Genomic DNA, 24,399 nt, shown 5'->3' with positions numbered 1-24,399 from the left:
CATGCTGAACTTCCTCGCCCGCCGGATCGCGCAGATCGTGCCGACACTGTTCTTCGTGTCGGTGCTGATCTTCTCGCTCCAGCAATTGCTGCCGGGCGATCCGGCACTGGTGATGGCGGGCGAGGAGCGCGATCCCGCCGTGATCGAGCAGATCCGGCAGCAGTACAAGCTCGATCAGCCGATCCCCGTGCAATATGTGTACTGGCTCAAGGGAGTCCTCACCGGCAATTTCGGCGAGTCCTTGCGCAACAAGATGCCGGTGCGTGAGCTGATCGCGCAAAAATTGCCGGTCACGCTTCAACTCGGCTCGATGGCGATCCTGATCGCCTTCCTCATCGGTATTCCCGCAGGCATCGTCTCCGCGGTGAAGAAGGGCACGGCCTGGGACTATGGCGCCAACCTGTTCGCGCTGTGGGGGATCTCGACGCCGAATTTCTGGCTCGGGATCATGCTGATCTTCCTGTTCTCGATCAAGCTCGGCTGGCTGCCGGCATCGGGCTATGTCCCGCTCACCGAGGACTGGCGCGCGAGCCTTGCTGCCACCATCATGCCGGCTTTCGTGCTCGGCAATGCAATCTCCGCGGTCCTGATGCGGCATACCCGCAGCGCCATGCTTCAGGTGCTGGAGAGCGACTATGTCCGCACCGCGCGCGCGAAGGGGCTCTCCGAGCGCTCGGTGATCCTCAAGCACGCCATGCGCAATGCACTGACGCCCATCATCACGCTCGGCGCGCTGGAACTCGGCACGCTGCTGTCCGGCGCCGTCCTGACCGAGCAGATCTTCTCCATTCCCGGTTTTGGCAAGCTGATCGTGGATGCCGTCTTCAACCGCGACTACGCGGTGGTGCAGGGCGTCGTGCTGGTCACGGCCACGGTCTACATCACGCTGAACCTCGTCGCCGATATCGCCTATATCCTCGTCAATCCGCGGCTGAGGGGCTAGTCGATGACCGACGCTGCGCTGCCAGCCAGCCCTTCCATCCAAGCCTACGAGCTGGACAGCCCGGCACGCCGCGCCCGGCGGCGGCTGTTCAAGCGCAAGGCCGCCGTGTTCGGGCTCGTCGTGCTCACGGCGTTCATCCTGCTTGCTGCCTTCGCACCGCTCGTCGTGCCCTATGATCCCATCGCGACGAGCTGGAGCCTGGTGCGCAAGCCGCCCACCGCCGCGCACTGGTTCGGTACCGACGAGCTCGGCCGCGACATCCTGAGCCGCGTCGTTTACGGCGCCCGGGCATCGCTGCTCGCGGGTCTGATCTCGGTCGCGATCGCGCTCGGCATCGGGGTGCCGCTTGGCCTTCTCGCCGGCTATCGCGGCGGCTTCGTCGACGCGCTGATCAGCCGGATCACGGACGCGATGCTGGCCTGCCCGTTCCTGATCCTGGCGATCGCGCTGGCGGCATTCCTCGGGCCGAGTCTCGGCAATGCCATGATTGCGATCGGCATCTCCGCAACGCCGATCTTCATCCGCCTGACCCGCGGCCAGGTGCTCGTCGTCAAGGCCGAGGATTATGTCGAAGCCGCGCGCGCGCTCGGCAATCCGCCCTGGCGCATTGCGTTCTCGCATATCCTGCCGAACGTCCTGCCCACACTTCTGGTGCAGGCGACGCTGTCGATCGCCGCCGCCATCATCGCCGAGGCGGCGTTGTCGTTCCTCGGCCTCGGCCAGCAGCCGCCGGCGCCGTCATGGGGCAGCATGCTCAATGCGGCGCAGCGCTTCCTGACCCAGGCGCCGTGGATGGCGATCTGGCCGGGGCTCGCGATCTTCCTTGTGGTGCTGTCGCTGAATCTGCTCGGTGACGGCCTGCGCGATGCGCTCGACCCAAGGCAGCGTTAAATCACCACCTCGCGCAACACCCGGCGGCAATCCATCTCGTATTCGAGATCGACCACCGGCGGACGCGCAAAATGCCAGGTCAGGCCCGAGCGCAACGCGCCGCGACGGACCAGTTCGTCGACGAGTGCGTGGTGGAAATCGTGCACGGAATAGGCCTGCACCGCGGTCGTTTCGCTCCAGCCGAAGCCGAAGGCCGCCATCCGGCTTTCCATCTGCGACGTCGTGGTGAAGCGCACCTTCTCCCGCAGCCCCTCCGGGCTGAGGTCGCGATAGCGCACGGTGCGCTCGACATAGGTACCGCTGCCTTCGCGCGCCTCGGCACCGCCTGATATCACGAAGGACGGCGCCTTTGAGCGGGTCGGCCGCGTGAACGAGAACGCATAGAACGACGGCTCGGCCGGCGGATCGATCTCCGGACAGACATTGCTGCGCGCCACCGGATTGGTGGTGCCGTCGAAGATGCCCCATTCCGACAGCGTCTTCACATAATGCAGGTTGAAGGCGCGAAAGCCCTCTTCGCTGAAGGCCGCCGGTGAACGCAGCTCGCAGGCGCAGAACGCCGTCAGCGGCCGCCCGGCATCCTGGATGAACTTTGCAGCCAGCGCAAACCCCTCCGCAAGCGGCACCAGACGGTCGAAGCGAACGCGCTCGATCTCGTAGCCGTCATCCGCGACGGCACCTGCCGAATATTGAAACACGGACGGAATGAAGCGGTAATTGCCGGCAGAGAACTCGCGAACCATGACGAACTCCTATTCCAGTTGCATGCGAATGCCTTTGGCGCCGTTGAGCAGGCGCTTCAGGTGAAAGCCGGCCAGGGAATCGTCGGCGTGCATGCCGACCAGCGCGGCGAAGGCCGGCATGGCCGCGACATCACCGGCCTCCATCTTGGCGAAAGCCTCGGAATACAGAGCCGTTTCCGGCGCTTCGAATTTGGCCTGCAGCAGCGGCTCGAACGCGCGCAACGGCTCGCTGCGTCCGCGCAGCATCAGCTCCCCCACGGGGCGGCCTTGAAAATTCTCGGCCGCCTCGGCGATGCTGGCGCTGACGCAGATGCGGGTGCCCAGATGCTTGTTGGCGGCCTCCAGCCGTGCCGCAATGTTGATGGAGTCCCCATACGCGGTGTAGTCGAAGAAGCGATTGCCGCCGAAATTGCCGACCAGCGCGGAACCGGCGTGAATGCCGATGCGGGTGGCACCGAAGCTCACGCCCATGGCGCTCTGGCGCGCGCGAAAGTCCTGCGCCCAGGCGTCGAGCTCATGGGCGCAGGCGACCGCACGTGTGGCATAATCCGGCTGATCGCCGGGCGCGTTGAACAGCACCTGGATCGCATCGCCGATGATCTTCGCGACCGTGCCCTCATGTCCGAAGACGATTTCAGTCATGCCGCCGACATACTCGTTGAGCAGCTTGCCCAACGTCTCGGGCGACGCGGTCTCGACCAACGAAGTGAAGCCAGTAATATCGGTGAAGATGGTGGCGACATCGCGCCATTGAACTTCGATCCCATCGCCGTCACCGCTGGCGGCCAGACGCCTGGCAAGCTCGGGCGAGAAATGGCGCGATAACGCGGCGTGAGCGCGCTCGGCCTCCGCCTGCCGGCGCCGCACCTCGCGCAGCATCTCGATATGGCGGATGGTCTTCTCGATCGTGGCTTCCAGATCGGCGAAGTCGATCGGCTTGGTCAGGAAGTCAAACGCGCCGCGGTTCATGGCGGTGCGGATGTTGCTCATGTCGCCATAGGCCGAGACGATGATGGTCGACTTCTTGTCTTCGGCCTCCTGGAGTTTCGCGAGCAACGATAGCCCGTCCATCCTGGGCATGTTGATATCGGAGACCACCATATCGACTTGCGGATTCCGCTCGAGCGAGGCCAGCGCCTCGACACCGTCGCGGGCGAATATGATGGTGACCTGTCCGTCGCGGATCTGCCTGCGAAACTTTTGCAGGACCAGCGCTTCGAGATCCGGCTCGTCGTCGACGAAGAGGATGGTCGCGCTCATGCGGCTTGCTCGAGCCTCGTGTCGATCTCCTGCCGCAGCAGCGCGAAGTCGATCGGCTTGGTCAAGAGCCCGACGGCGCCGCGCTCGATCGCCTTTCGTCGCGTCTCGGCGTCGCCATAGGCCGTGATCATGATGACGGGAACGTCCGGATGTGCGGCACGTACTTTCGGCAGCATGTCGAGCCCACTCATGCCGGGCATGTTGATGTCGGACAGGATCAGGATCAACGAGGGATCGCGAACCTCGGCGGCCCGCTTGAGTGCATCAGGCGCGGAGGAGGCGAACTCCATCTGGAAGCGGCCGGCGCGCAGCTCGCGCCGGAATTGCTGCCGGAACAGCGCCTCGACGTCGGGCTCGTCGTCGACGACCAGGATATAAACGTTCACGACTTGCCTCCGGAGGTGCCCTCCGCCGCCATCGTGCGCGGCAGGGTGATGATGAACTCGGTGAATACACCTTGTATGGTGTTCACGTCGATGGTGCCGCCGTGCTGCTTCACGACGATATCGTGGCTCATGGACAGGCCGAGCCCGGTGCCCTCGCCGGCCGGCTTGGTGGTGAAGAAGGGATTGAACATCCTCTCCTTCACCTCGGGCGGAATTCCCGTGCCATTGTCGCGGATCCGGATTTCCACCCTGCCGCCGAGGTCCTTGGTTGCCGCGCTCAGGGTCGGCTCGAAGGTCTCACCCGCGCTCTCCCTCCGCTTGGCAGTGGCATAGAAGCCGTTCGAGATCAGGTTGAGGAAGACGCGCGTGATCTCCTGCGGATAAATGTCGACCATGCCGGCGGCGGGATCGAACGTGCGCTGGAGCGTGACGTTGAAGGAGGGATGTTCGGCGCGTGCGCCGTGATAGGCGAGATTGAGGCTCTCCTCCACGATCGCATTGATGTCGACGGCTCGATGCTCGCCGGAGCCCTCGCGCGAATGCAATAGCATGTTCCTGACGATGGAATCGGCCCGCTTGCCGTGCTGCACCACCTTCTCGAGGTTGCTCCTGAGCATGCCGGTCAGCTCGTCGATCTCCTCCCTGGTCTTGCCGTCAAGTGCGGCCGATTGCAGGGCCTCCTTGAGCTCGTCGATCAGCTCGGTCGAGACCGCGGAGAAATTGTTGACGAAGTTGAGCGGGTTCTTGATCTCGTGAGCGATGCCGGCGGTGAGCTGGCCGAGCGAGGCGAGCTTCTCGGTCTGGACCAAGCGGTCCTGGGCGGCGCGCAACTCGTCGAGCGATTGCGACAGTGCCTGGGTGCGTTCCTGGACCTCCTCGAACAATCGGACATTCTCGATCGCAATAAGGGCCTGATCCGCAAACGTGGTGGCGAGTTCGATCTGCTTCTTGCTGAAGGGACGCACCATATGTCGCGTCAAGACGAACACGCCTATTGGCGATCCTTCCCGAAGCAGGGGAACACCAAGCATCGTACGCACGTTCGAACGCCTTCGCGCGGACGACGGCGCAAATTCCGGGTCGGCCTGCACATCCGGGACATGAACCGTCCTGGCATCAAGCAGCGTACGCCCGACCACACTTCCCCGTTCGGGCACGGAAGCAAATGTACGAAGCTTGTTTTCCTGTTCCGCATCAAGCCCGAAGCTTGCCGCGAGGTAGAAGACGCCATCGCTCGGCCGAAAGATCGTCCCTTCGTCAGCGTCACACAAGCGGGCTGCCGATCCGACAAGCGTGTTCAGCACGGTTTGCAGATCGAACGCCGACCGGCTGATGACCTTCAGCACATCGGCGGTCGCCGTCTGCTGCTGCAGGGACTCGCTCAACTCGGCAGTTCGCCGTTCCACCTTGTTCTCGAGGTCCGCATAGGACTCCTGCAAGCGCGCGCCCATGTCGTTGAACTGGTTTGCGAGACCCTCGAGTTCGTCTCCCGTCTTGATCGAGATGCGCTGGGAGAAGTCGCCACCGCCGATCCGTTCGGCACCGCTGCGCAGCGCCTGGATCGGCCCGACCATGCGGCGCGCCAAAAATATCCCGGCGAGCACCGCGAAAATGGATGCTGCGAGCAGCACGATCGCGAGCCGCTGCAGCGAGGCATAAAGCGATGCATAGGCCTCCTCAACCGGGAGCTCGACGAACATGGTCCAGTGCAGCGGCTCGATTGGAGCCGATGCCGTCAAGACCTTCTGTCCCTGGATATTGCGCGCTTCCTCGAGCGCGCCCGGCATGGTGCCGCCGGCAGCCTGCGCGGCACGCACCTGGGCGAGCCCGGACATGTCGGTGTTGCGCAGCACGAGACTGATGTCGGGATGGGCGATCAGGCGGCCCTCCGGGCCGACCACATAAGCGTGCCCGCGCTGGCCGACCTTGATTTGCGAGACCACGTCCCAGATCAGCTTGAGATTGACCTCGGCGATGCTGACACCAGCATCCCTGCGGGCTCCGGCCAGCGCCAGCGTCATGTAGGGCTCGGACTCCCGGCGGAAATAGACCGGGCCGTAATAGATCTTGTGCGCGACCGCTTCGGTGAACTTCGGATCATTGGACAGGTCGATCCCGCTCTCGAGAGCGTCCATCGCCAGCCGCGAGACCCGCAACCGTTCCTTGCCGGTCGAATCGACCTGGGCAAGCTCGGTGATGGCGGGCACCTGGCGCAGCAGCCGCAGCGCGTCGAACCGGCGCTGCTCGATCGAGCCCGCCGACCACGGCAGCTGCGTGGTCCAGCCGAGCTGGCTCTCGATCTCCTTGACGAACTGGCCGATCTTGGCCGCGGCCGCCTCGGCCTGCTCATGCTGGACCCGGATCAAGGACGCCTTGTGCTCGCGATAATAGAAGAAGACCTCGAACAGACCGTTGGCGAGCAGCGCGATGGCGACGACGGCCACGAACAGCGCGACATATTTGGTGAACAGCCGGGTCCTGATTCGCCGCCCCGCAACCGCGCCGGAGTCAGCGCCAGCCGGAGTCGGGCTCGGCAGCGTCCTGGCTTGCGGGGTGTCGGGATGAAGGGACAGGCTCATCGCCCGGAACCTAGCAAGAAGACGCGGCCTTGTCTTTCGCAAGCGCGGGACAAGACCGGCCCAGTGGCGGCGACGCAGGCGCCCGAGCACAACGAAAAAGGGCGGCATCGGTCCCGCCGCTGCCGCCCTTTGGTTCGCTTGCCAACTGGCGACTTCAGGTCGGCCGGAGGGCCTTGGAGCCTAGGTCGAACTCGCTGACCTGCTTGTTCCGGTCGGAATCTGCCGCCGCGCGATGGTCAGTGGCCAGAACCACGTAGACGGCAGGCAGCACGAACAACGTGAACAGCGTGCCGATCGACATGCCGGCCACGACGACCAGGCCGATCGAGAAGCGGCTGGCCGCGCCGGCGCCGGTTGCGGTCAGCAGCGGAATCAGGCCGGTCACCATCGCAGCCGTGGTCATCAGGATCGGACGAAGACGAATGCGGGCCGACATCTCGATGGCCGAGCGGCGATCGAGGCGCTCGTTGACCTGGAGCTCGTTCGCGAATTCCACCATCAAGATGCCGTGCTTGGTGATCAGGCCGACCAGCGTAAGCAGACCGACCTGGGTGTAGATGTTCATCGTCGCCATGCCGAAGAACAGCGGGATCAGCGCACCCACGATCGCCATCGGGACCGAGATCATGATCACGAACGGGTCACGCAAGCTCTCGAACTGCGCCGCCAGCACCAGGAAGATGATGATCAGGGCAAAACCGAAGGTGATCGCGAGCTGGTTGCCTTCCTGCACGTACTGCCTGCTATCCGCGAGATAGTCGTGGCTGAAGCCGGCCGGCAGCTTCTTTGCCTCGCCCTCGAGGAAGTCCACTGCCGCACCGACGGTAACGCCGGGCATCGGCACGGCCGAGAACGTCGCCGAATTGAGCTGGTTATAGTGGGTCAGCGAATTCGGGGCGGTCTTGGTCCTGACCGAAACCACGGTCGACAGCGGAAGCTGCTGGCCCGTGTTGGTCGTCACGTAATAGCCACCGAGCGATTGCGGCGAGAGCCGGCTGCTGCGCGGCACCTGCGGGATCACCTGGTAGGAACGGCCTTCGAGATTGAAGCGGTTGATGTAGTTGCCGCCAAGCAGAATCGCGAGCGTGCTGCCGAGGTTCTGCATGTTGACACCGAGATCCTGCGCCTTGGTGCGGTCGATCGTGACCTCCACGGTGGGCTGGTTGTAGGCGAGGTCGCTGTCGGAGACGATGAACATGCCGCTCTTGCGCGCAGCGTCCTTCAGCTTCTCCATCTGCTCGAATACCGTCTGGAAACCGGCGGTGGAATTGATCACCATCTGCACCGGCAGGCCGCCCGGTCCGCCCGGCAGCGGCGGCAGGTTGAACGCGAACGCCTGCACGCCCTCGATCTTGGAGAGTTCGGCCTGCACCAGCGGCTTCAGCTGGATCGACGAGCGCTTGCGCTCGTCCCAAGGCTTGAGCAGCATGCCGGCGATGCCGCCCTGCGGACCGTTGATGCCGTTGAGCACGAAGCGCAGGTCGGTCTCGGGGAACTTCTCGAATTCCTTGTCGAGCTTTTCACCGTAGAAATCGACGTAGTCGATGTTTGCGTATTTCGGCGCCTTGGTCACCGCGAACACGATGCCCTGGTCTTCCTCGGGCGCCAACTCCTTCGAGGTGTGCATATAGAGGAAGCCGACGAGGCCGAGGATGGTGATCGCGAACAGGCCCGTAATCGCCTTGTAGTCGAGCGAGCGATCGAGCCTGCGGCCATACCAGCGCGTCAGCGCGCCGAACACCTTGTTGACGCCCTTGGCGAAGCGGCCCTCCTCGGTATTCTTGAGGAGCACCGAGCACATCATGGGCGACAGCGTCAGCGCTATCACACCCGACACGATCACCGAGCCGGCAAGCGTGAAGGCGAATTCGCGGAATAGCGAGCCGGTGAGACCACCGAGAAAGCCGATCGGCGCATAGACCGCCGCGAGCGTGATGGTCATCGAGATGACGGGACCCACGATTTCGCGCGCGCCCTCCACCGATGCCTGGACGGGCGTTTTGCCTTCCTCGAGATGTCGATGGATGTTCTCCACCACGACAATGGCGTCATCGACCACAAGGCCGATCGCGAGCACCATCGCCAGCAGCGTCAGCAGGTTGAAGCTGAAGCCCAGCGCCAGCATCAATGTGCAGACGCCGATCATCGACAGTGGAATTGTGACGACCGGAATGATGACCGAGCGGAGCGAGGCCAGGAACAGGAAGATGACCACGATCACGATGATTACGGCTTCACCCAGCGTCTTTTCCACCTCGTCGATCGAGGATTGGATGAACTTGGTCGAGTCATAGGCGACCTTCATCTTCATCGACGGCGGCAGATTGCGCTCGAGTTCCGGGAACAGCGCACGCACGCCCTTGACCAGCGTCAGCGGGTTGCCTTGCGGCGTCGCGTTCACACCGATGAAGATCGCATGCTCGCCATTGAAGGCGACGCTCGCATCCGTGCTCTGCGCGGCAAGCTCGACGGTGGCGATATCCTCCATCCGTACGAAACCGCCGTCCTTGGCCTTGACGATCATCTTCCTGAACTGGTTGACGTCGGTCAGGCTGGTGTTCGTCGAGATGTTGGAAACGATCAGATAGCCCTTGGTCTGGCCCGCCGCCGACTGGAAGTTGTTGGCTTGGATCGCCGCGGCGACGTCCGCCGACGAGACGTTGCGGCCGGCCATCTTCATGGGATCGAGCCACAGCCGCATCGCAAAGGTCTGGCCGCCCAGGATATCGGCCGAGGCGACCCCGTCGACGGTCGACAGCACAGGCTGCACCACGCGCGTCAGATAATCAGAGATCGCCGAGCCCGACAGCTCCTCGGAGGAGAAGCCGAGATACATCACGGCCGTGGTCTGGCCCGTCGTCTTGGTGACGATCGGGTCGTTGGATTCCTTCGGGATCAGATACTTGACCGAGTTCGTCTTGGCCAGCACCTCGGTGAGCGCCTGGTTCGGATCGAAGTTCAGCTTGATGTAGACCTGGATCGTCGAGGTGCCGAGCACCGAGGACGAGGTCATGTAGTCGACGCCTTCGGCGGAGGCGACCGCCTGCTCGATCGGCGTCGTGATGAAGCCCTGGATCAGGTCCGCGGACGCGCCGGGATAGACGGTCGTGATGTTGATGACAGTGTTCGAAAGCTTCGGATATTGCCGGATCGGCAGCACCATCGCCGCGCGCAGGCCGATCAGCAGGATCAACAGGCTGACGACGACCGACAGGACCGGTCGTTTGATGAAAATGTCGGTAAAGCGCATCGTGGCGATCTCGATTTTGATGTCTGAGCAGACGTGATCCGGCCGAGCCGGATCACGCGCTTGTATTGTCAGTAGCGCGGCGGCTGCGCCGGGATCTGCGGGCCAGGGTCGGCCGAAATCGCGACTGCGGCGCCCGATTGCAGCTTGAGCTGGCCGACCGCGACAACCTTGTCGCCCGCCTTCAAGCCCTTGACGATTTCGACACGGCCATCGACCCGGCTGCCGGTCTGCACGAAGGTGCGCACCGCGGAGAGGCTGGTCTTGCCGTCGTCTTCCTTCTTCTCGGTGATCACGAAGACGGAATCGCCGTACAGCGTGTAGTCGACCGCCGTCTCAGGCACGGTGATCACGGCCGGCTTGTCCGGCAGCACCACCGTGGTGGTCACGAACATGCCGGGCTTGAGGATCTTCTCCGGATTGGCGATCGTCGCCTGCACGCGGATGTTGCGGGTGTCGGTCGAGATTTGCGGTTCGATCGTGGTGATCTTGCCTTCGAAGATGCGACCCGGATAAGCGTCGACCTTGAGCCGCACCGTCTGGCCGACCTTTAGGCTGCCGGAATCCTTTTCGGTCACGGTGAAGTTGGCCCAAAGCTCCGACAGGTCGGTCAGCGACACGATCGCCGTACCTGCCGTCAGATACTGGCCGACCTCGACCTTGCGGACGCCGAGATCGCCGGCGAACGGTGCGCGTACCAGCTTCTGCGAGATCAAGGCTTCGGTCTTGGCGATGCCGGCCTGCGCCTGGTCATAGGCGGCCTGCGCGGTATCGACGGTCGCCTGCGGACCGAACTGGCGCGAAGCGAGCTGCTTGGCGCGATCGAGCGAGAGCTGCGCGACGGTCGCCTGAGCCTTGTAATTGGCGAGGTCGCCCTGCTCCGGCGCGTCGAACATTTGCACCAGCGGCGTGCCGGCTTCGACGCGGGTACCCGGTTGGAACTTGATCTCGGTGACGCGGCCGTTGACGTCGGCGCTGACGTCGACCTGATGCACGGCGACGAGGCCGCCGACCGCGGTGAGCAGGTTCGGCACCACCTCGGACTTGGCCTCTACCGCACTGACCGCGGTCGGCGGCGGCTTGTTGTTGGCGAAGAACTGCTTGATCATCTGGCCGCGGAAGAAATTGAACCAAACGAGGCCGCCCACCAGCGCCGCCAGGAGCGTGCCGACGATGATGAACCAGAGCACCGGCCGGACCGGACGCTTGGGAGCCTTGGTGTCGATCGGTTCGCCCGAAATCTTGTGTTCGGTTACGATGTTCATGTCATGCACTCTCTGCAATCGCCGTCTTGCCGGCATCCGCGGCCTGATTGTGGCCCAGATGCGAAGCAATTGCGGCGTCGTTAAGTCCGATACCCCTCAGGAGAAACTCACACAGCTGCCGCTCGAGGTCTTCAGCCTTGCCGTAAGCGAGGCAAGGCGTGGCCGGCAGCCTGGTCAGCGCCGCAGTCATCACCGTGTGATGTGCAAACCAGAACAGGTTGAGCGGGTCGCCGCTGAATGGCCGCGCGTCCCCCGCCGCAACAGCTCGCTCGAGCGAGGCGAGGAAGACCGCCCCGATCAGCGTCTCGATCTTGGCATATAGCAAACGGGCGAACTCGCCGTCATCCAAATGGCTGGTGGTCATCAGTCGCAGGCGCTGGGCCTCTTCCTGATCGGGCCCGTCGGCGATGTGGAGGAAATGCCCGACCATGCCGCGGATGACTTCAACCAGGGTGGCGGTCGAAGGCTCCCGTTCGAGCAGCTCCATCAGGGCCGGGTCCGCCTCGCATTCGTCGCTCAGGATCTCGGCGTAGAGCGCCGCCTTGGACGGGAAATGCTTGAACAGCAGCGCCTCGGAAATGGCAGCGGCGGCCGCCACGCTCTTGGTCGTGGTGCCGGTATAGCCGTGTCGGGAAAAGCAGCGCTTCGCGGCACCGAGGATCAATTGACGCCTCAGGTCGCTCGTCATACGCAATGAGCTCATGGCCGGTGAGTAACCACTCACCCACGTCAAAGTCAAGCACTATGTTGCATCGCAACCTGAGTGCGTTGTTACTTCAGTGGAAATTGGCCCCGACTGCACGGCCTCCGTGCAGGACCTTACGGCCGGTGGGAATGGACGGGCCCGCCCTAGATCGGCTGGAAGCCGAGGTCGCCGCGAATCCGGTTGAGGATGTAAGTCCCGTCCCGGGTCGGCAGGATCCGCTCCAGACTGGCGCTGTCGATCTTCATATTGGCAAAGCGCGGCCCGGCCGAGACGTCGTGGACGGCTTTGGCGAATGCCTCGACCTCGGCCATGGTCGTGATCGACTGGCTGTCCTTGATGCCGCAGGCCTTGGCGACGCCGACGAGATCGGCGGCGGCCGAGGTGTGGCTGGTCTGGCCGCCCGTTTCGCCATAGGCCTCGTTGTCGAGCACTGCGATCGACAGGTTCGCCGGTTTCTGCAGCCCGATGGTGGCCAGGCTGCCCAGGCCCATCAGCATTTCGCCGTCGCCGGTGATGACCAGCACCGGCAGCTTCGGCTGCGCCAGAGCGAGGCCCAGACCAATCATCGCGGCGCCGCCCATGCCGCCCCAGAGATAGAAATTGCGGGCGTGGTCGCCGGCTGCGCACATGTCGTTGGTCGAGGCACCGAGGCCGCCGATCGCCACGACGTCCTTGCGGTTCGCCAGCAGCGTGGACACCACCTGCCGGCGGTCGAGGAGATTGGCCTTGCTCATTTGGTGAAAACCTTGGCGCCGATCAGGCGCTGCGACAGGAGGACGGCGGTGGGCGTGAGCGCGTTGTAGGCTTGTGACGCAGCCGCTTCCAGCACGGCCGGCACCTCGGCAGCGTGCGAGGCGCGCAACACCTGGACACCCGACAGCTCGAACACGCCCTGCGTGGTCGAGCCCATCGGCACCTGCCACGGATTGAACTCGCCCCACTCGCCGCGCATGGTCACCAGCGTGAGGAAGGGGAAGCGCAGGATCGGGATCAGCGACAGCATGTTGATGCAATTGCCGACGCCGCTCGACTGCATCAGCAGGACGCCGCGCTGGCCGCCGGCCCAGGCGCCGGCGAGAAGCGCCACGCCCTCCTCCTCCGTGGTAAGCGGAATGCCGCGCATGGTAGAGGAGTCCAGCACGCGCTGGATCAGCTTCGAATGGCCGGCGTCGGGCACATACGGCACCTGCCTGACATCGAAGCGTTGCAGGGTCGCGAAAATATCATCCGGCCAGTTCGGGGCCGTGTCGGCGGCATCAGCGTGGGCGTGCATTTTCCTGTCCGGTCGGCTAGCAAGGTGCAGAGACTGTAGACGCATGCATGCGCCGACCAGAACAACAAAAACGGCATAACGGCTTTAACCGGCGAGTATAACGGGATGAACGCAGATGCGAAGGCGCTGGCGGCAGGCTTCGACCTCGAGAAGCTGACGCCGCAGTTTTACGACGACCCGTACCCGACCTATCGTGCACTGCGGGAGAACGAGCCGGTCAAGCGCCTGCGCAGCGGCACCGTGTTCCTGACCCGCTACGACGATCTCGTCACCACCTACAAGAACACCAAATCGTTCAGCTCGGACAAGAAGCGCGAGTTCGCGCCGAAATACGGCGACACCCCGCTCTACGAACATCACACCACCAGCCTCGTCTTCAACGATCCGCCGTCGCACACCCGTGTCCGCCGCCTGATCATGGGCGCGCTGTCGCCGCGGGCGATTGCCGGCATGGAATCCGACATCGTCAAGCTCGTCGACGGCCTGCTCGACGCCATTGCGGCCAAACGTGCTTGCGAGCTGATCGAGGACTTCGCCGCGTCCATTCCGATCGAAGTTGTCGGCAATCTGCTCGACGTACCTCATGAGGAACGCGGGCCGCTGCGCGACTGGTCGCTGGCGATCCTCGGCGCGCTCGAACCCGTGGTGTCGCCTGATGCCGCCACGCGCGGCAACAACGCTGTAAAAGACTTCCTTGCTTATCTCGATACGCTGGTCGCGCGCCGGCGCGCCAGGCCGGGCAATCCCGAACGCGATGTGCTGACGCGCCTGATCCAGGGGGAGGAGAGCGGCGAGCGACTGACCGAGAAGGAACTGCTGCACAATTGCATCTTCCTGCTCAATGCCGGCCACGAGACCACCACCAACCTGATCGGCAACGGCCTCGTGGCGCTGGACCGCAATCCCGACCAGAAGCGGCGCCTGATCGGCAATCCCGACCTGATCAAGACGACGGTCGAGGAGATACTGCGCTACGAGAGCTCGAACCAGCTCGGCAACCGCATGACCACCGAACCCGTCGAACTCGGCGGCGTCATGCTCGAGGCCGGTACGTCGGTGACGCTGTGCATTGGCGCGGCCAACCGCGATCCTGCGCAGTTTGCCGACCCTGAACGCTTCGACATCGCACGCACGCCGAACCGGCACCTTGCCTTCGCCACCGGCGCGCATCAATGCGCCGGCATGGCGCTGGCCCGATTGGAGGGGGCGATTGCGATCTCGCGCTTCCTGGCGCGCTTCCCGAACTATGCCGTGAGCGGCCAGCCGACGCGCGGCGGACGGGTGCGATTTCGTGGCTTTTTGAGCGTGCCGTGCGCGATCGGCTGAGGGCGCATACCAAAAAATGCGAAAACAACCCCATGCACAGTAGCCAACCTTTTGATTTTTCGGGGTAATCCCCGCCAGGCGACGACCAGCACTCCAATACCTCTAAACCACCGTCCTGTGCTTGGTAATGCAGCTGCGCAGCACCTTGTCCATCGGCTTGCCCCACCAGTCGTTGGAGAAGATCTCGATCTCGGAATAGCCGGCAAAGCCCTGCGCTTCGACGGCGGCACGCACCGATCGGATGTCGATGACGCCGTCGCCCATCATGCCGCGGTCGTTGAGGATGTCCCTGGTCGGCACCAGCCAGTCGCAGACGTGGAACGCCAGCAGCCGATCCTGGCCGGCCCGCGCGATCTGGTCCATCAGTTCCGGATCCCACCAGATGTGATAGACGTCGAGCGCGACGCCTAACATGCCGCTGCGAGCAGGATCGAGCCGATCGCAGATGTCGAGCGCGTGCTTCGTCGTGTTCACGCAGGCGCGGTCGGCCGCATAGGCTGGATGTAGCGGCTCGATGGCCAACGGCAGGTTTGCCTGTCTCGCATAGTCGAGCATCTCGGCCAGCGCCTCCTCGACCTGTCCGCGCGCTGCCGCGATGTCCTTCGACGCCTCGCTACCGGGCCGCGAATATTGCGGCAGGCCGCCGACGACGAGGACGATGCAGGGCGCGCCCAACGCCTTGGCTTCGTCGACACAACGACGGTTGTCGTCGCGCACCTCACTCCGGCGCGATGCGTCCGAGGTGAACATGCCGCCGCGGCAATAGCCTGACAGATCGAGACCGGCATCGCGCACCGCGCGCGCGGTACGGTCGAGACCGACGGCGGCGACCTGGTCGCGCCAGGGATCGATGGCGCGAATACCGTGCTTTGCACAGGCATCGATGATCGCGACGAGGTCACCCTGCTTGCGGACGGTCGCCGTGTTGAGCGACAGCCAGCGGTGGTCGGACGAGAAATCGCGCATCAGGATTCGATACCGTGGGTGGCGAGCACGGTCTTCATCCGCTGCGTCGCGAGTTCAGGATTGGCGAGCAGACCGGCCTTGTCGGCCAGACGGAACAGCTCGGCCAGATGCAGCGTGGAGCGCGTACTCTCCTGCCCGCCGACCATGGTGAAATGATCCTGATGGCCGTTGAGATAGGCCATGAAGACCACGCCGGTCTTGTAGAACCGCGTCGGCGCCTTAAAGATATGGCGCGACAGCGGCACGGTCGGCCCCAGCACGTCGTGGAAACCGGCCTCGTCGCCGGCCGCCAGCCGCGACAGCGCGTAGGATGCTGCCGGCGCGATCGCGTCGAAGATGCCGAGCAGCGCGTGGGAAAAGCCCTGCTCGTCCCCGGCGATCAGTTCCGCGTAATTGAAATCGTCGCCGGTGTACATCTTGATGCGCTTGTCGAGGCGGCGGCGCATGTCGATCTCGCGCTGCTTGTCGAGCAGCGAGACTTTTACACCGTCGACCTTGGCGGCGTTTCCGTTGATGATGGCGACGGCCGTATCCATCGCCCGGTCGAGATCCACGGTACCCCAATAGCCCGTCAGCGCGGGATCGAACATGTCGCCGAGCCAATGGATGATCACGGGCTCGCGGACTTGCGACAGCACGCGATCGTAGACCTTGGCATAGTCATCGGCGTTGCGGCCGAGCTTGGCCAGCGCGCGCGACGCCATCAGGATGATGCGGCCGCCGACTTTCTCCACCGCCGAGATCTGCTCCTCATAGGCGCGGATCACGTCGTCGATGGTCTTGGCATCCTCGACCGCGAGATGATCAGTGCCCGCCCCGGAGAACACCAGCGCGTTGCGGCGCTTGGCGGCGCCGACCGAGCGCGTGATCAGCTCCAGCGAGGTCGGCCAGTCCAGCCCCATGCCGCGCTGCGCGGTGTCCATGGCTTCGGCAACACCGAGTCCGAGGTCCCAGACATGCTCGCGGAAGGCGATGGTCTTGTCCCAGTCGACGGCGACGGAGAGCCAGGGATCGTTGTCGGCGAAGGGATCGACGACCGTGTGAACGGCCGAGAAGGCGATACGGTTCAGCGCGCCTTCGAGCCTGGCGGGAAAGGTGCGTGACGCCGCGAGCCGATAGGTCTCGATCGACCGGTCGGCCTTCGGCAGCTTGAGCGACAATGACGACATCGGCTGAACGGGCTTGTTCATGCGTCCCTCCTCACGCCTTGATCGGGGCGACGTCGATCCAGCGCCGCTCCTTCCAGCTCTTCAGCGCGCATTCGGCGAGCTGCACGCCCTTGACGCCTTCGAGCAGCGTGAACTTGTAGGGCGCATCCTCGTAGACGTGGCGGATGAACATCTCCCACTGTTCCTTGAAGCCGTTGTCGTAGCTGACGTTGTCGGGCAGCTTCTGCCAGTCGCCGTAGAAATCGTGCAGCCGCTTCTCGTCCGGATTCCAAACCGGCCTCGGGGTCGCCTGCCGCGCCTGAATCATGCAGTCGGTGAGGCCGGCGACCGCCGAGCCGAGCGTGCCGTCGACCTGGAAGGTGACGAGATCATCGCGATAGACGCGCGTCACCCAGGACATGTTGATGTGGGCGATGACGCCGCCCTTGAGCTGGAATGTCGCGTAGGCGGAATCGTCCGCGGTTGCCTTGTACTTCTTGCCCTGCTCGTCATAGCGCTCGGGAATGTCTGTCGTGCCGATGCACATTACGCTCTCGACCTCGCCGAACAGATTGTCGAGCACGTAGCGCCAGTGGCAGACCATGTCGAGGATGATGCCGCCGCCGTCCTCGTCGCGATAATTCCAGGACGGCCGCTGGGCCTCCTGCCAGCCGCCTTCGAACACCCAATAGCCGAACTCGCCGCGCACCGAGAGGATACGGCCGAAGAAGCCGGAATCGCGCAGGAAGGCGATCTTCTTCAGGCCCGGCAGGAACAGCTTGTCCTGCACCGTGCCGTGCTTGACACCCTTCGAATTGGCAAGCTTGACGACTTCGAGCGCCTCCTCGAAATTGGTCGCGATCGGCTTCTCGCAATAGACGTGCTTGCCGGCATTGATGGCTTGGGTGAGAAGACCCGGCCGTGCCTGCGTGGTCGCGGCATCGAAGAACATGGTGTCGTTCTTGTCGGCCAGCGCCGCGTCGAGGTCGGTGGTCCAGCGAGCGACGTTGAAGCGCTTGGCGAGCGCCTCGACCTTCTCCGCGCTGCGGCCGACCAGGATCGGATCGGGCATCACGCGGTCACCGTTCTTCAGGCGGACGCCGCCCTGATCGCGGATCGCGACGATCGAGCGGATCAGATGCTGGTTGAGCCCCATGCGGCCGGTGACGCCGTTCATGATGAGACCAAGGCGTTGGGTGGTCATGCCGGATACTCCTGAAGTGATTTCGGCTGTTCGAGCGGACGAAGCGCCGACCAGTCCGGATGGACCGACGTCGCAAAGCCCGTTGTGTTGAGCGATCCCGTCAGGAGATCGCCGTTGTGAATCGAGAGGCGGATGCCCTGCCCGGCATCGGCATAGAGATCGGGATGCGCGGCGGCGAAGGCCCGCGCCTCGGCGAGAGGCGTCTCGCCAAAGCCGTCGACATAGTGGTGGCCATTGCGTTCGGCGTGGGTGATGCCGAGAAAGGCGCCGAGCGCAAGGTCCTGCTGCACGGCAAGGCCTGCCTGGCAGGTGAGGTCCTCGCCGGTCACGAAGAATGTCTCTGCACCCGTCGTCCATCGTGCGGCGCGCGTCGCGTTGAGGATCGATTTGTAGAGACCCTTGCAGGATTTCGAGGAAATGCCGCGATAGCCGAGTGGCCTCATCTTCAGGAAGGCATCGTAGGAATCGTCCGCCTCGTCGATGATGAAAGCCCGCTCGGCGAGCGATCCGAGCGCGGTCTGCCACGTGATGTCCCGCGGCATCGGTTGCTCGATATAGAGGAGGCGGGCCGCGATCGGCCTCAGCGCTGCATCGCGATCGAGCTGGTCGATCAACGCGCGCAGGGCTGCCAGATCGGCGTATTGTTCATTGGCGTCCAGCGAGACGCTGTAGTCGTACCCGAGCGTGCCGAGCTCCTTTCCGATCTGCACCAACCGCGACGCGTCTGCTTCTGGATTGCCCGACAGCTTGAGCTTGAAGTAGCGAGCGCCGGCACTTTCGCGTGCGTCGGCCACGCCTCCCTCGCCTTCGATCTGGTCATCGAGGCCGACCGTGTGTCTGATGGCGACGCGCGGCAAGGGTGCACGCTCTTTCAGAAATGCCGCGATGTCGACGCCGGTCAGATCGAGCGACATGCGCCCGTCTATTCCCGCGATGTTGTCGGCCATTCCTTCGAAGAAGCTGGTGCCGACGGCGCGCAGCAGCGCGTCGAGGATCGCCTTGTCGATCTCCGCCGGACCATAGGCCGCAGCAAGTGCCGGAATGTTCTCATCCGCACATGCCTTGATTTGGGCACTGATGCACGAGGCATGCAGACCGAACGCGGGCCGAAAACCCGTCTCCGACAGATAGAGCTGCCTTGCGATCTGAAGCGATCGTCGCAACTCGTCCACCGTCTGCGCCGGCGACAGTTCCGGGCGCTTGTCGAACCATTTCGGCACCAGCAGCTCGGCGCTGGCGCCGACGGCAACGCCCTTCCCCTCGACCTCGATCTCGACCCGCACGAACAGCTGCGGTGTGGCGCTGATCGTGATGGCGCCAAAGCGGAACGGCCGCGCGAATGGCACGGGACGTTCGAAGAAGGCGATGTCTCGCAGCTTCAGGCGGGGCGGCATGGTCTTACAACGATATGAGATGAGCTTGGTGCGAGCAGTATGGCCGCGGGCGACTCGCCTCTCCCGCTTGCGGGAGAGGTCGGCAAGTTCCGGGCGATGCGAAGCATCGTCCCGTGCCGGGTGAGGGTTCTATCCTCTTGGAGGGTGTCCCATTGCGGAGACACCCTCTCCCCAACCCTCCCCCGCAGGCGGGGGAGGGAGCGCACCGTCCTTGTGGTTGCGCTCCGGAGTGATCGCATCGCCCTAATCCAATGCACCCTGCGAGAAGAAATGCTTACGGATGCGCTGCACGAGTTCGGTGAACACCGGGTCTGCCATCACATCCAGCGAGCGCGGGCGCGGCAGCGGCACGTCGTAGATCGCGGCGACCGCGCCGGGACGTTCGGTCATCACGAGCACGCGGTCGGCGAGGAACACGGCTTCCGGAATCGAATGCGTGATCAGCAGCACCGTCTTCCTGGTCTCGCGCTGAATCCGCATCAGCTCGACATTCATGCGCTCGCGCGTCAGCGCGTCGAGCGCGCCGAACGGCTCGTCCATCAGCATGATTTTTGGGTCATGCACCAGCGCGCGGCAGATCGAGGCGCGTTGCTGCATGCCGCCGGAGAGCTGCCAGGGCAGTTTCTTCTCGAAGCCTTCGAGCCCGACCATCTTCAACAGCGCCTTGGCGCGATCGAGATATTTTTGTCGCGGCAGCCGCTTCATGTCGATCGGCAGCATCACGTTGGACAGGATGTTGCGCCACGGCAGCAGCAGAGCGTTCTGGAAGACGATGCCGACATTGCCATGTGGCTTCGTCACCTTCTCGCCCTCGACCAGGATCTCGCCTGACGTCGGCGGCAGCAGACCGGAGATCAGCTTCAGCAGTGTGGACTTGCCGCAGCCGCTCGGCCCGACCACGACAAAGAACTCGCCGTCATTGATGTGGAAGTCGAGCGGACGCAGCGACGGCACGTCGCCGTCGCGCGTCCGGTAGGTCTTGGACACGCCGGATAGCTTGATGCCCGACGCCTCGCCGGCAGCCCGGTCGCTCACCAGTCTCAGATGGGCGGCCGGCTGCGCGGTTTCACTCATGGCTGTCGCAGGTTTCACGAGCCGCTCTTCGGCAGATAATCGTTGGTGTAGAAGGCCTTCGGGTTCTCCTTGGCCTTAGCATCGAGCCCGCCATATTCGACCAGCAGATTGACGGTATCGGTCATGTTCTGGTCGGTGACCTGGAACGGCCGCTTGCCCTTGGTCTCAGCGGTCCGGTACAGCGGAATGGTCAGCTCGAAGCCCTGCGTCAGCGTGTCGATCTTGCCGCCCTTGGGATTGGCATCGAGGATCGACTGCGCCGCGGCCTTCGGCTCCTTCTCCGCGGCTTCCACCGCCTTGGTCGTCGCCGACATAAAGCGGCGGACGAGGTCGGCATTGGCCTTTACATAGTCGGTGTTGGCGATGATGCCGGACGAAACCATGTTGATGCCGTAGTCGGCGAACTTGATCGGGTAGACGTCCTTGCCGGTGGCGTCCTTGATCTTCATCGACTGGTCCATGACATAGCCGAGCAGGAGATCAGCCTGGCCGTTGATGACGGCGTTGAGCTTGGTCTGGCCGTCGCCGGCAACGGTTTTGAAGTCGCTCTCCTTCAGCCCGGTCTTCTTCAGGAACAGCGGCCAGATCTGGGTCATGGAGTCCGCCGGCGTGATTGCCACCGTCTTGCCCTTGATGTCCTCGGGCTTCCTGATGTTCTTGTCGACGAAGCCCATGGCGGACATCGGGCTGGTTTGCAGCAGCACCCCGGTCGCAACCACGGGCGCGCCCTTGATCGCGGCGCGCATCATGGTGGGGACGTCGACATAGCCGAAATCGGCGGTCTTGGCGGCGACGGCCTGCGTGGTCGCAGCCGAGCCACGGCCTTCCTGGATCTCGAGGTCGATGCCCTCGGCCGCGTAGATGCCCTTGGCCTTGCCGTAATAGAACGGCGCGTGCTCGCCATAGACGTACCAGTTGAGCATCAGCACGACCTTGTCGGCCGCCTGCGCGGGCGCAATTGCAAACGCCATCAGCACCGCTGAGACAGCCCCGATTAACCGCTTCATCATCACTCTCCCTTGTCGTTTGTTGCGTCGGCCGTTAGTGGCCGTTCGTTGCTTTAGTCAGGATGCGAAAATCACATCCTCGCGCTGGCTGACATGCCAGGGAATGACCAGCTTCTCGACGCGGTCGACGATCCAGAACAGGATCACGCCGAGCAGCGCGAGGATGACCAGGGCTGCGAACATCGTCGGCAGGTCGAAGGTACCGATCGAGCGCTGCATCACGTAACCGATGCCGGAATTGGACCCGACGAACTCGCCGACGACGGCGCCGACCACGGCGAGCGTCACCGACACCTTGAGGCCTGAGAAGATCGCCGGCAGCGCGTGCGGCAGGTTCACGGCACGGAACACCTGGAAGCGGCTGCCCTGCATGGCGCGGGCGAGGTCGACCATGTCAGGATCGACCGATTTGAAGCCCTGCACGGCCGAGACCACCACGGGAAAGAAGCCGAGCAGGAACGCCGAGATCACTTTCGGAATGATGCCGAAGCCGAACCAGACCACGAACAGCGGTGCAATCGCGATCTTCGGCACGGATTGTGAGAACACCAGCAGTGGATAGACATAACTCTCCACCGTCTTCGAGCCCGCAATCAACATCGCGATCGGAATGCCGAACAGTGCCGACAGCAGGAAGCCGCATACGGTCGCATAGGTGGTCGGCCATGACTGGCGCAGCAGTTCCGGCCATTCGGTGCGCAGCACGGCAATGACATCGAGGGGCGACGGGATCTGATAGGCGGGGATTTTGAACAGCCGGATGGCGAGATCCCAGGCAACGACGATGAAGACCAGGAACAAGAACGGCCGGATCCAGGCCGCATTCAGCATCCTGGACACTACACCTTGCTGCTTCAGCTCGGCCAATTTTCACTCCCGGAAGTCTTCTTCGTTGCCCGGAGAAATTAACCCGTTGGATAAATACTGTCCAGAGCTTTCCGTGTGACGTTTTGCGGCGGTTCCGGGGCCACAGCCGCCTCTGGAATACTGGATCGCCCGCTTTCGCGGGCGATGACGGCGGAGAGTTTGGCTACACCGTCTGCGCCACCGCCGCGCGCGACTTCGGTGCCTTCGAGATCTCGAACAGCGCCACGGATTGTCCCGTCAGCGCAGCCAGCACGAGGCCGACCATATGCGCCAGCCGCTCGTCCTTGGCCTTCTTGTCCAGGAGATCGCGGCCGAAGATCACGCTGAGCGTCGCCGAGTTCGAGAGATAGAAGAAGCACAGCCCTGCGATCGAAATGTAGAGCTGCACCGGATCGACCGCGACCTGGAAATCGCCGCTGTCGACGCCGCGGCGCACCACGGCGCGGATCATCTCGACGAAGGGCGAGTGCATCGACTTGACCTTGGTCGATTTCTTCAGGTGTTTGGCGCGCGCGAGGTTCTCGGTCTGCAGCAGCGACAGGAATTCGGGATTGCGCAGGAAGTAATTCCAGGTGAACTCGATCAGGCGCCTGATCGCCTCGGGCGGATCGAGATGCTCGAGATCGAGCCCCCGCTCCTCGCTGCGGATCTTGTCATAGGCGCCTTCGAGCACGGCGAGATAGAGCTCGTCCTTGTTGCCGACGTGATAGTAGAGCATGCGCTTGTTGGCGCCGGCTTTGACCGCAATGCGGTCGACGCGCGCGCCGGCGAGACCATGGGCGGAGAACTCCTGCTTGGCGGCTTCGAGAATGCGCAGCCGCATCCCCTCGGGGTCGCGCTGCCATTTCAGAGTTCGCTTTGCTTTCGCCAAACCGGGTGCTCGCTGGGGTGCTTACAAGACGCGTGTAACACGTGGGCGGGCGTTTGAGAACGCAAGGTTGCTGGTTGGCTCCGTCATTCCGGGGCGCGCCCTCTTGGGCGCGAGCCCGGACCGTTGTGCGGCAGGGACGGTGGATGAATGGATTCCGGGCTCGTCGCTTCGCGACGCCCCGGAATGACAGAATCATTCCACCGGCTTCGGCGAGCGCTCCAGCAGCACCGTCTGGATGCCGCAGGTGCCGCTCCGCACCGTCATGATCCGCGTGCCCGGCTTGCGGCCGTTGCGGACCTCGGTGACGTCGAGGCCGGCGGCGATCAGGCGCGCGCGCGTGGCGTCGATGTCGGCGACCCGCCAGCTCAGGCCCCACAGACGGTCATGCGCGAGGTCACCACCGGCGACCGGCCGGCGCACCACCTCGACGATGAGGTCGCCGCAGCGGAAGAACATCAGCTGGCCCCAATCCTGGTGCGAGCGGTCGAGCGCCAAATCAAGGCCGAGCCGTGCGCCGTAGAGCGCGGCGGCGCGTTCGGAATCCTCGGTGGTGATCACGACGTGATCGAGCGCGTCGATCGGCGCGACGTCGGTCGCTGGCGAAAGCGGACGCTCCTCGGCCAGTTCGAGGAAGAACATGCGCACGCCGCGCGTGAGGTCCGTGGCGGCGCGCGTGCGCTTCCAGTGCAGGACGTTGCCTGTTTCCGAATCGCTGCTTTCGACCTCGGCGACCGGATCCGGACTCAAGGCCACCCGCCCCAGCCGCCGGTGCATTTTGCTCATGTCCGCGACACGAAAGCACAGGCTGGCGAGCACGCCCTCCTGGTCGTCGAGCAGCGCGCGCATCCGATCGGCGGTCACGCTGAAGCCGCTTGGCGCCATCAATTCGATCGTCATGTTCTCGAGGGTGAACAGCACCCGGTCGGCGCCGTCGCCGGAGTTCTGCCAGGCCGGGGCGCGGGCGAGCAGCGTCTGGTAGGCCGCCTTGGCCGCACCGATATCCCTGACCAGAGCGACGACGTGATCGAGGCCGGTGATCATAAGTCCCCCTTTTTATCGACCTGGAACCCGTGGGCCGAAAGACGGCGTTTGTCCGGGCTTGGCATTGCCCGGTGATGGTCGTATTCCGGCCCCATGCTGACCTCAAGCGCTTCGGGCTGCAGATTTGCGAATAATTTCAGCGTCCCCCCGGAGCGGAACCGGTGCTAGAGTAATCTCGCCGGCTGGGACCACAAGCGCATCACGGACA

21 protein-coding genes are annotated in these 24,399 nt (G+C 63.9%); 3 read left to right on the top strand and 18 right to left on the bottom strand.

Annotated features, from left to right (window positions below):
* The first annotated feature begins 1 nt into the window (after window position 1).
* Both CIT39_RS10895 and CIT39_RS10890 read left to right on the top strand, forming a co-directional pair.
* Entirely contained in the window at window positions 2-943 is a 942-nt protein-coding gene (locus CIT39_RS10895) for an ABC transporter permease (protein WP_094975355.1), read from the top strand.
* A 3-nt stretch (window positions 944-946) separates the two neighbouring features.
* Window positions 947-1,834: an ABC transporter permease gene (locus CIT39_RS10890; RefSeq protein WP_094975356.1), complete on the top strand. Its 888-nt coding sequence runs from the start codon at window positions 947-949 to the stop codon at window positions 1,832-1,834.
* Here CIT39_RS10890 and cnbZ read toward each other — a convergent pair.
* The 9 genes from cnbZ to CIT39_RS10845 form a co-directional block, all read right to left on the bottom strand.
* Window positions 1,831-2,577: a 2-amino-5-chloromuconate deaminase CnbZ gene (gene cnbZ, locus CIT39_RS10885; RefSeq protein ID WP_094975357.1), complete on the bottom strand. Its 747-nt coding sequence runs from the start codon at window positions 2,575-2,577 to the stop codon at window positions 1,831-1,833. The genes CIT39_RS10890 and cnbZ overlap by 4 nt on opposite strands.
* Before the next feature lie 9 nt (window positions 2,578-2,586).
* Window positions 2,587-3,837 carry an adenylate/guanylate cyclase domain-containing protein gene (locus CIT39_RS10880; protein ID WP_094975358.1) on the bottom strand — a complete coding sequence of 417 codons (1,251 nt, stop codon included), beginning with the start codon at window positions 3,835-3,837 and terminating at the stop codon, window positions 2,587-2,589.
* Window positions 3,834-4,223 carry a response regulator gene (locus CIT39_RS10875; RefSeq protein ID WP_018315558.1) on the bottom strand — a complete coding sequence of 130 codons (390 nt, stop codon included), beginning with the start codon at window positions 4,221-4,223 and terminating at the stop codon, window positions 3,834-3,836. The genes CIT39_RS10880 and CIT39_RS10875 overlap by 4 nt, the downstream gene beginning before the upstream one ends.
* Window positions 4,220-6,802 carry a sensor histidine kinase gene (locus CIT39_RS10870; protein ID WP_094975359.1) on the bottom strand — a complete coding sequence of 861 codons (2,583 nt, stop codon included), beginning with the start codon at window positions 6,800-6,802 and terminating at the stop codon, window positions 4,220-4,222. Before CIT39_RS10870 ends, CIT39_RS10875 begins: the two co-directional genes overlap by 4 nt.
* Before the next feature lie 154 nt (window positions 6,803-6,956).
* Window positions 6,957-10,052, bottom strand: coding sequence for a MexW/MexI family multidrug efflux RND transporter permease subunit (locus CIT39_RS10865; RefSeq protein WP_094975360.1), 3,096 nt, complete (start codon window positions 10,050-10,052; stop codon window positions 6,957-6,959).
* 68 nt (window positions 10,053-10,120) lie between these two features.
* Window positions 10,121-11,314 carry an efflux RND transporter periplasmic adaptor subunit gene (locus CIT39_RS10860; protein WP_162308443.1) on the bottom strand — a complete coding sequence of 398 codons (1,194 nt, stop codon included), beginning with the start codon at window positions 11,312-11,314 and terminating at the stop codon, window positions 10,121-10,123.
* Window position 11,315: 1 nt separating this feature from the next.
* Window positions 11,316-12,017 (bottom strand): TetR/AcrR family transcriptional regulator, encoded by a 702-nt coding sequence (locus tag CIT39_RS10855; RefSeq protein ID WP_094975362.1) that lies wholly within the window; start codon window positions 12,015-12,017, stop codon window positions 11,316-11,318.
* Between the two features lie 146 nt (window positions 12,018-12,163).
* Window positions 12,164-12,754, bottom strand: coding sequence for a thiamine pyrophosphate-dependent enzyme (locus CIT39_RS10850; RefSeq protein WP_094975363.1), 591 nt, complete (start codon window positions 12,752-12,754; stop codon window positions 12,164-12,166).
* Complete coding sequence (locus CIT39_RS10845; protein ID WP_162308442.1) at window positions 12,751-13,293, bottom strand: phosphonopyruvate decarboxylase; 543 nt, start codon at window positions 13,291-13,293, stop codon at window positions 12,751-12,753. The genes CIT39_RS10850 and CIT39_RS10845 overlap by 4 nt, the downstream gene beginning before the upstream one ends.
* A gap of 105 nt (window positions 13,294-13,398) precedes the next feature.
* Here CIT39_RS10845 and CIT39_RS10840 point away from each other — a divergent pair, with 105 nt between their 5' ends.
* Complete coding sequence (locus tag CIT39_RS10840) at window positions 13,399-14,619, top strand: cytochrome P450 (RefSeq protein WP_094975365.1); 1,221 nt, start codon at window positions 13,399-13,401, stop codon at window positions 14,617-14,619.
* Between the two features lie 102 nt (window positions 14,620-14,721).
* Here CIT39_RS10840 and CIT39_RS10835 read toward each other — a convergent pair whose 3' ends face one another.
* The 9 genes from CIT39_RS10835 to CIT39_RS10795 form a co-directional block, all read right to left on the bottom strand.
* A complete protein-coding gene (locus CIT39_RS10835; RefSeq protein WP_094975366.1) occupies window positions 14,722-15,585 on the bottom strand; it encodes a sugar phosphate isomerase/epimerase family protein in 864 nt (287 codons plus the stop codon).
* Window positions 15,585-16,775 carry a dihydrodipicolinate synthase family protein gene (locus CIT39_RS10830; protein ID WP_094975367.1) on the bottom strand — a complete coding sequence of 397 codons (1,191 nt, stop codon included), beginning with the start codon at window positions 16,773-16,775 and terminating at the stop codon, window positions 15,585-15,587. The genes CIT39_RS10835 and CIT39_RS10830 overlap by 1 nt, the downstream gene beginning before the upstream one ends.
* A 10-nt stretch (window positions 16,776-16,785) precedes the next feature.
* Complete coding sequence (locus CIT39_RS10825) at window positions 16,786-17,937, bottom strand: Gfo/Idh/MocA family protein (RefSeq protein WP_094975368.1); 1,152 nt, start codon at window positions 17,935-17,937, stop codon at window positions 16,786-16,788.
* Window positions 17,934-19,331, bottom strand: coding sequence for an enolase-like domain-containing protein (locus CIT39_RS10820; protein WP_094975831.1), 1,398 nt, complete (start codon window positions 19,329-19,331; stop codon window positions 17,934-17,936). The genes CIT39_RS10825 and CIT39_RS10820 overlap by 4 nt, the downstream gene beginning before the upstream one ends.
* Window positions 19,332-19,574: 243 nt before the next feature.
* On the bottom strand, window positions 19,575-20,405 hold the full coding sequence (locus CIT39_RS10815) for an ABC transporter ATP-binding protein (protein ID WP_162308880.1): 831 nt from the start codon (window positions 20,403-20,405) through the stop codon (window positions 19,575-19,577).
* Between the two features lie 14 nt (window positions 20,406-20,419).
* Window positions 20,420-21,412 carry an ABC transporter substrate-binding protein gene (locus CIT39_RS10810; protein ID WP_162308441.1) on the bottom strand — a complete coding sequence of 331 codons (993 nt, stop codon included), beginning with the start codon at window positions 21,410-21,412 and terminating at the stop codon, window positions 20,420-20,422.
* Window positions 21,413-21,469: 57 nt separating this feature from the next.
* Complete coding sequence (locus CIT39_RS10805; RefSeq protein WP_094975371.1) at window positions 21,470-22,279, bottom strand: ABC transporter permease; 810 nt, start codon at window positions 22,277-22,279, stop codon at window positions 21,470-21,472.
* Window positions 22,280-22,442: 163 nt separating this feature from the next.
* A complete protein-coding gene (locus CIT39_RS10800; RefSeq protein ID WP_181955149.1) occupies window positions 22,443-23,150 on the bottom strand; it encodes a TetR family transcriptional regulator in 708 nt (235 codons plus the stop codon).
* 192 nt (window positions 23,151-23,342) lie between these two features.
* On the bottom strand, window positions 23,343-24,191 hold the full coding sequence (locus CIT39_RS10795) for a VOC family protein (protein ID WP_094975373.1): 849 nt from the start codon (window positions 24,189-24,191) through the stop codon (window positions 23,343-23,345).
* Window positions 24,192-24,399: the final 208 nt, after the last annotated feature.

Source organism: Bradyrhizobium symbiodeficiens (assembly GCF_002266465.3).
Taxonomy (GTDB): Bacteria; Pseudomonadota; Alphaproteobacteria; order Rhizobiales; family Xanthobacteraceae; genus Bradyrhizobium; species Bradyrhizobium symbiodeficiens.
Note: the sequence above shows the minus strand (reverse complement) of the source record. Positions and strands in the feature narration are given on the sequence as shown.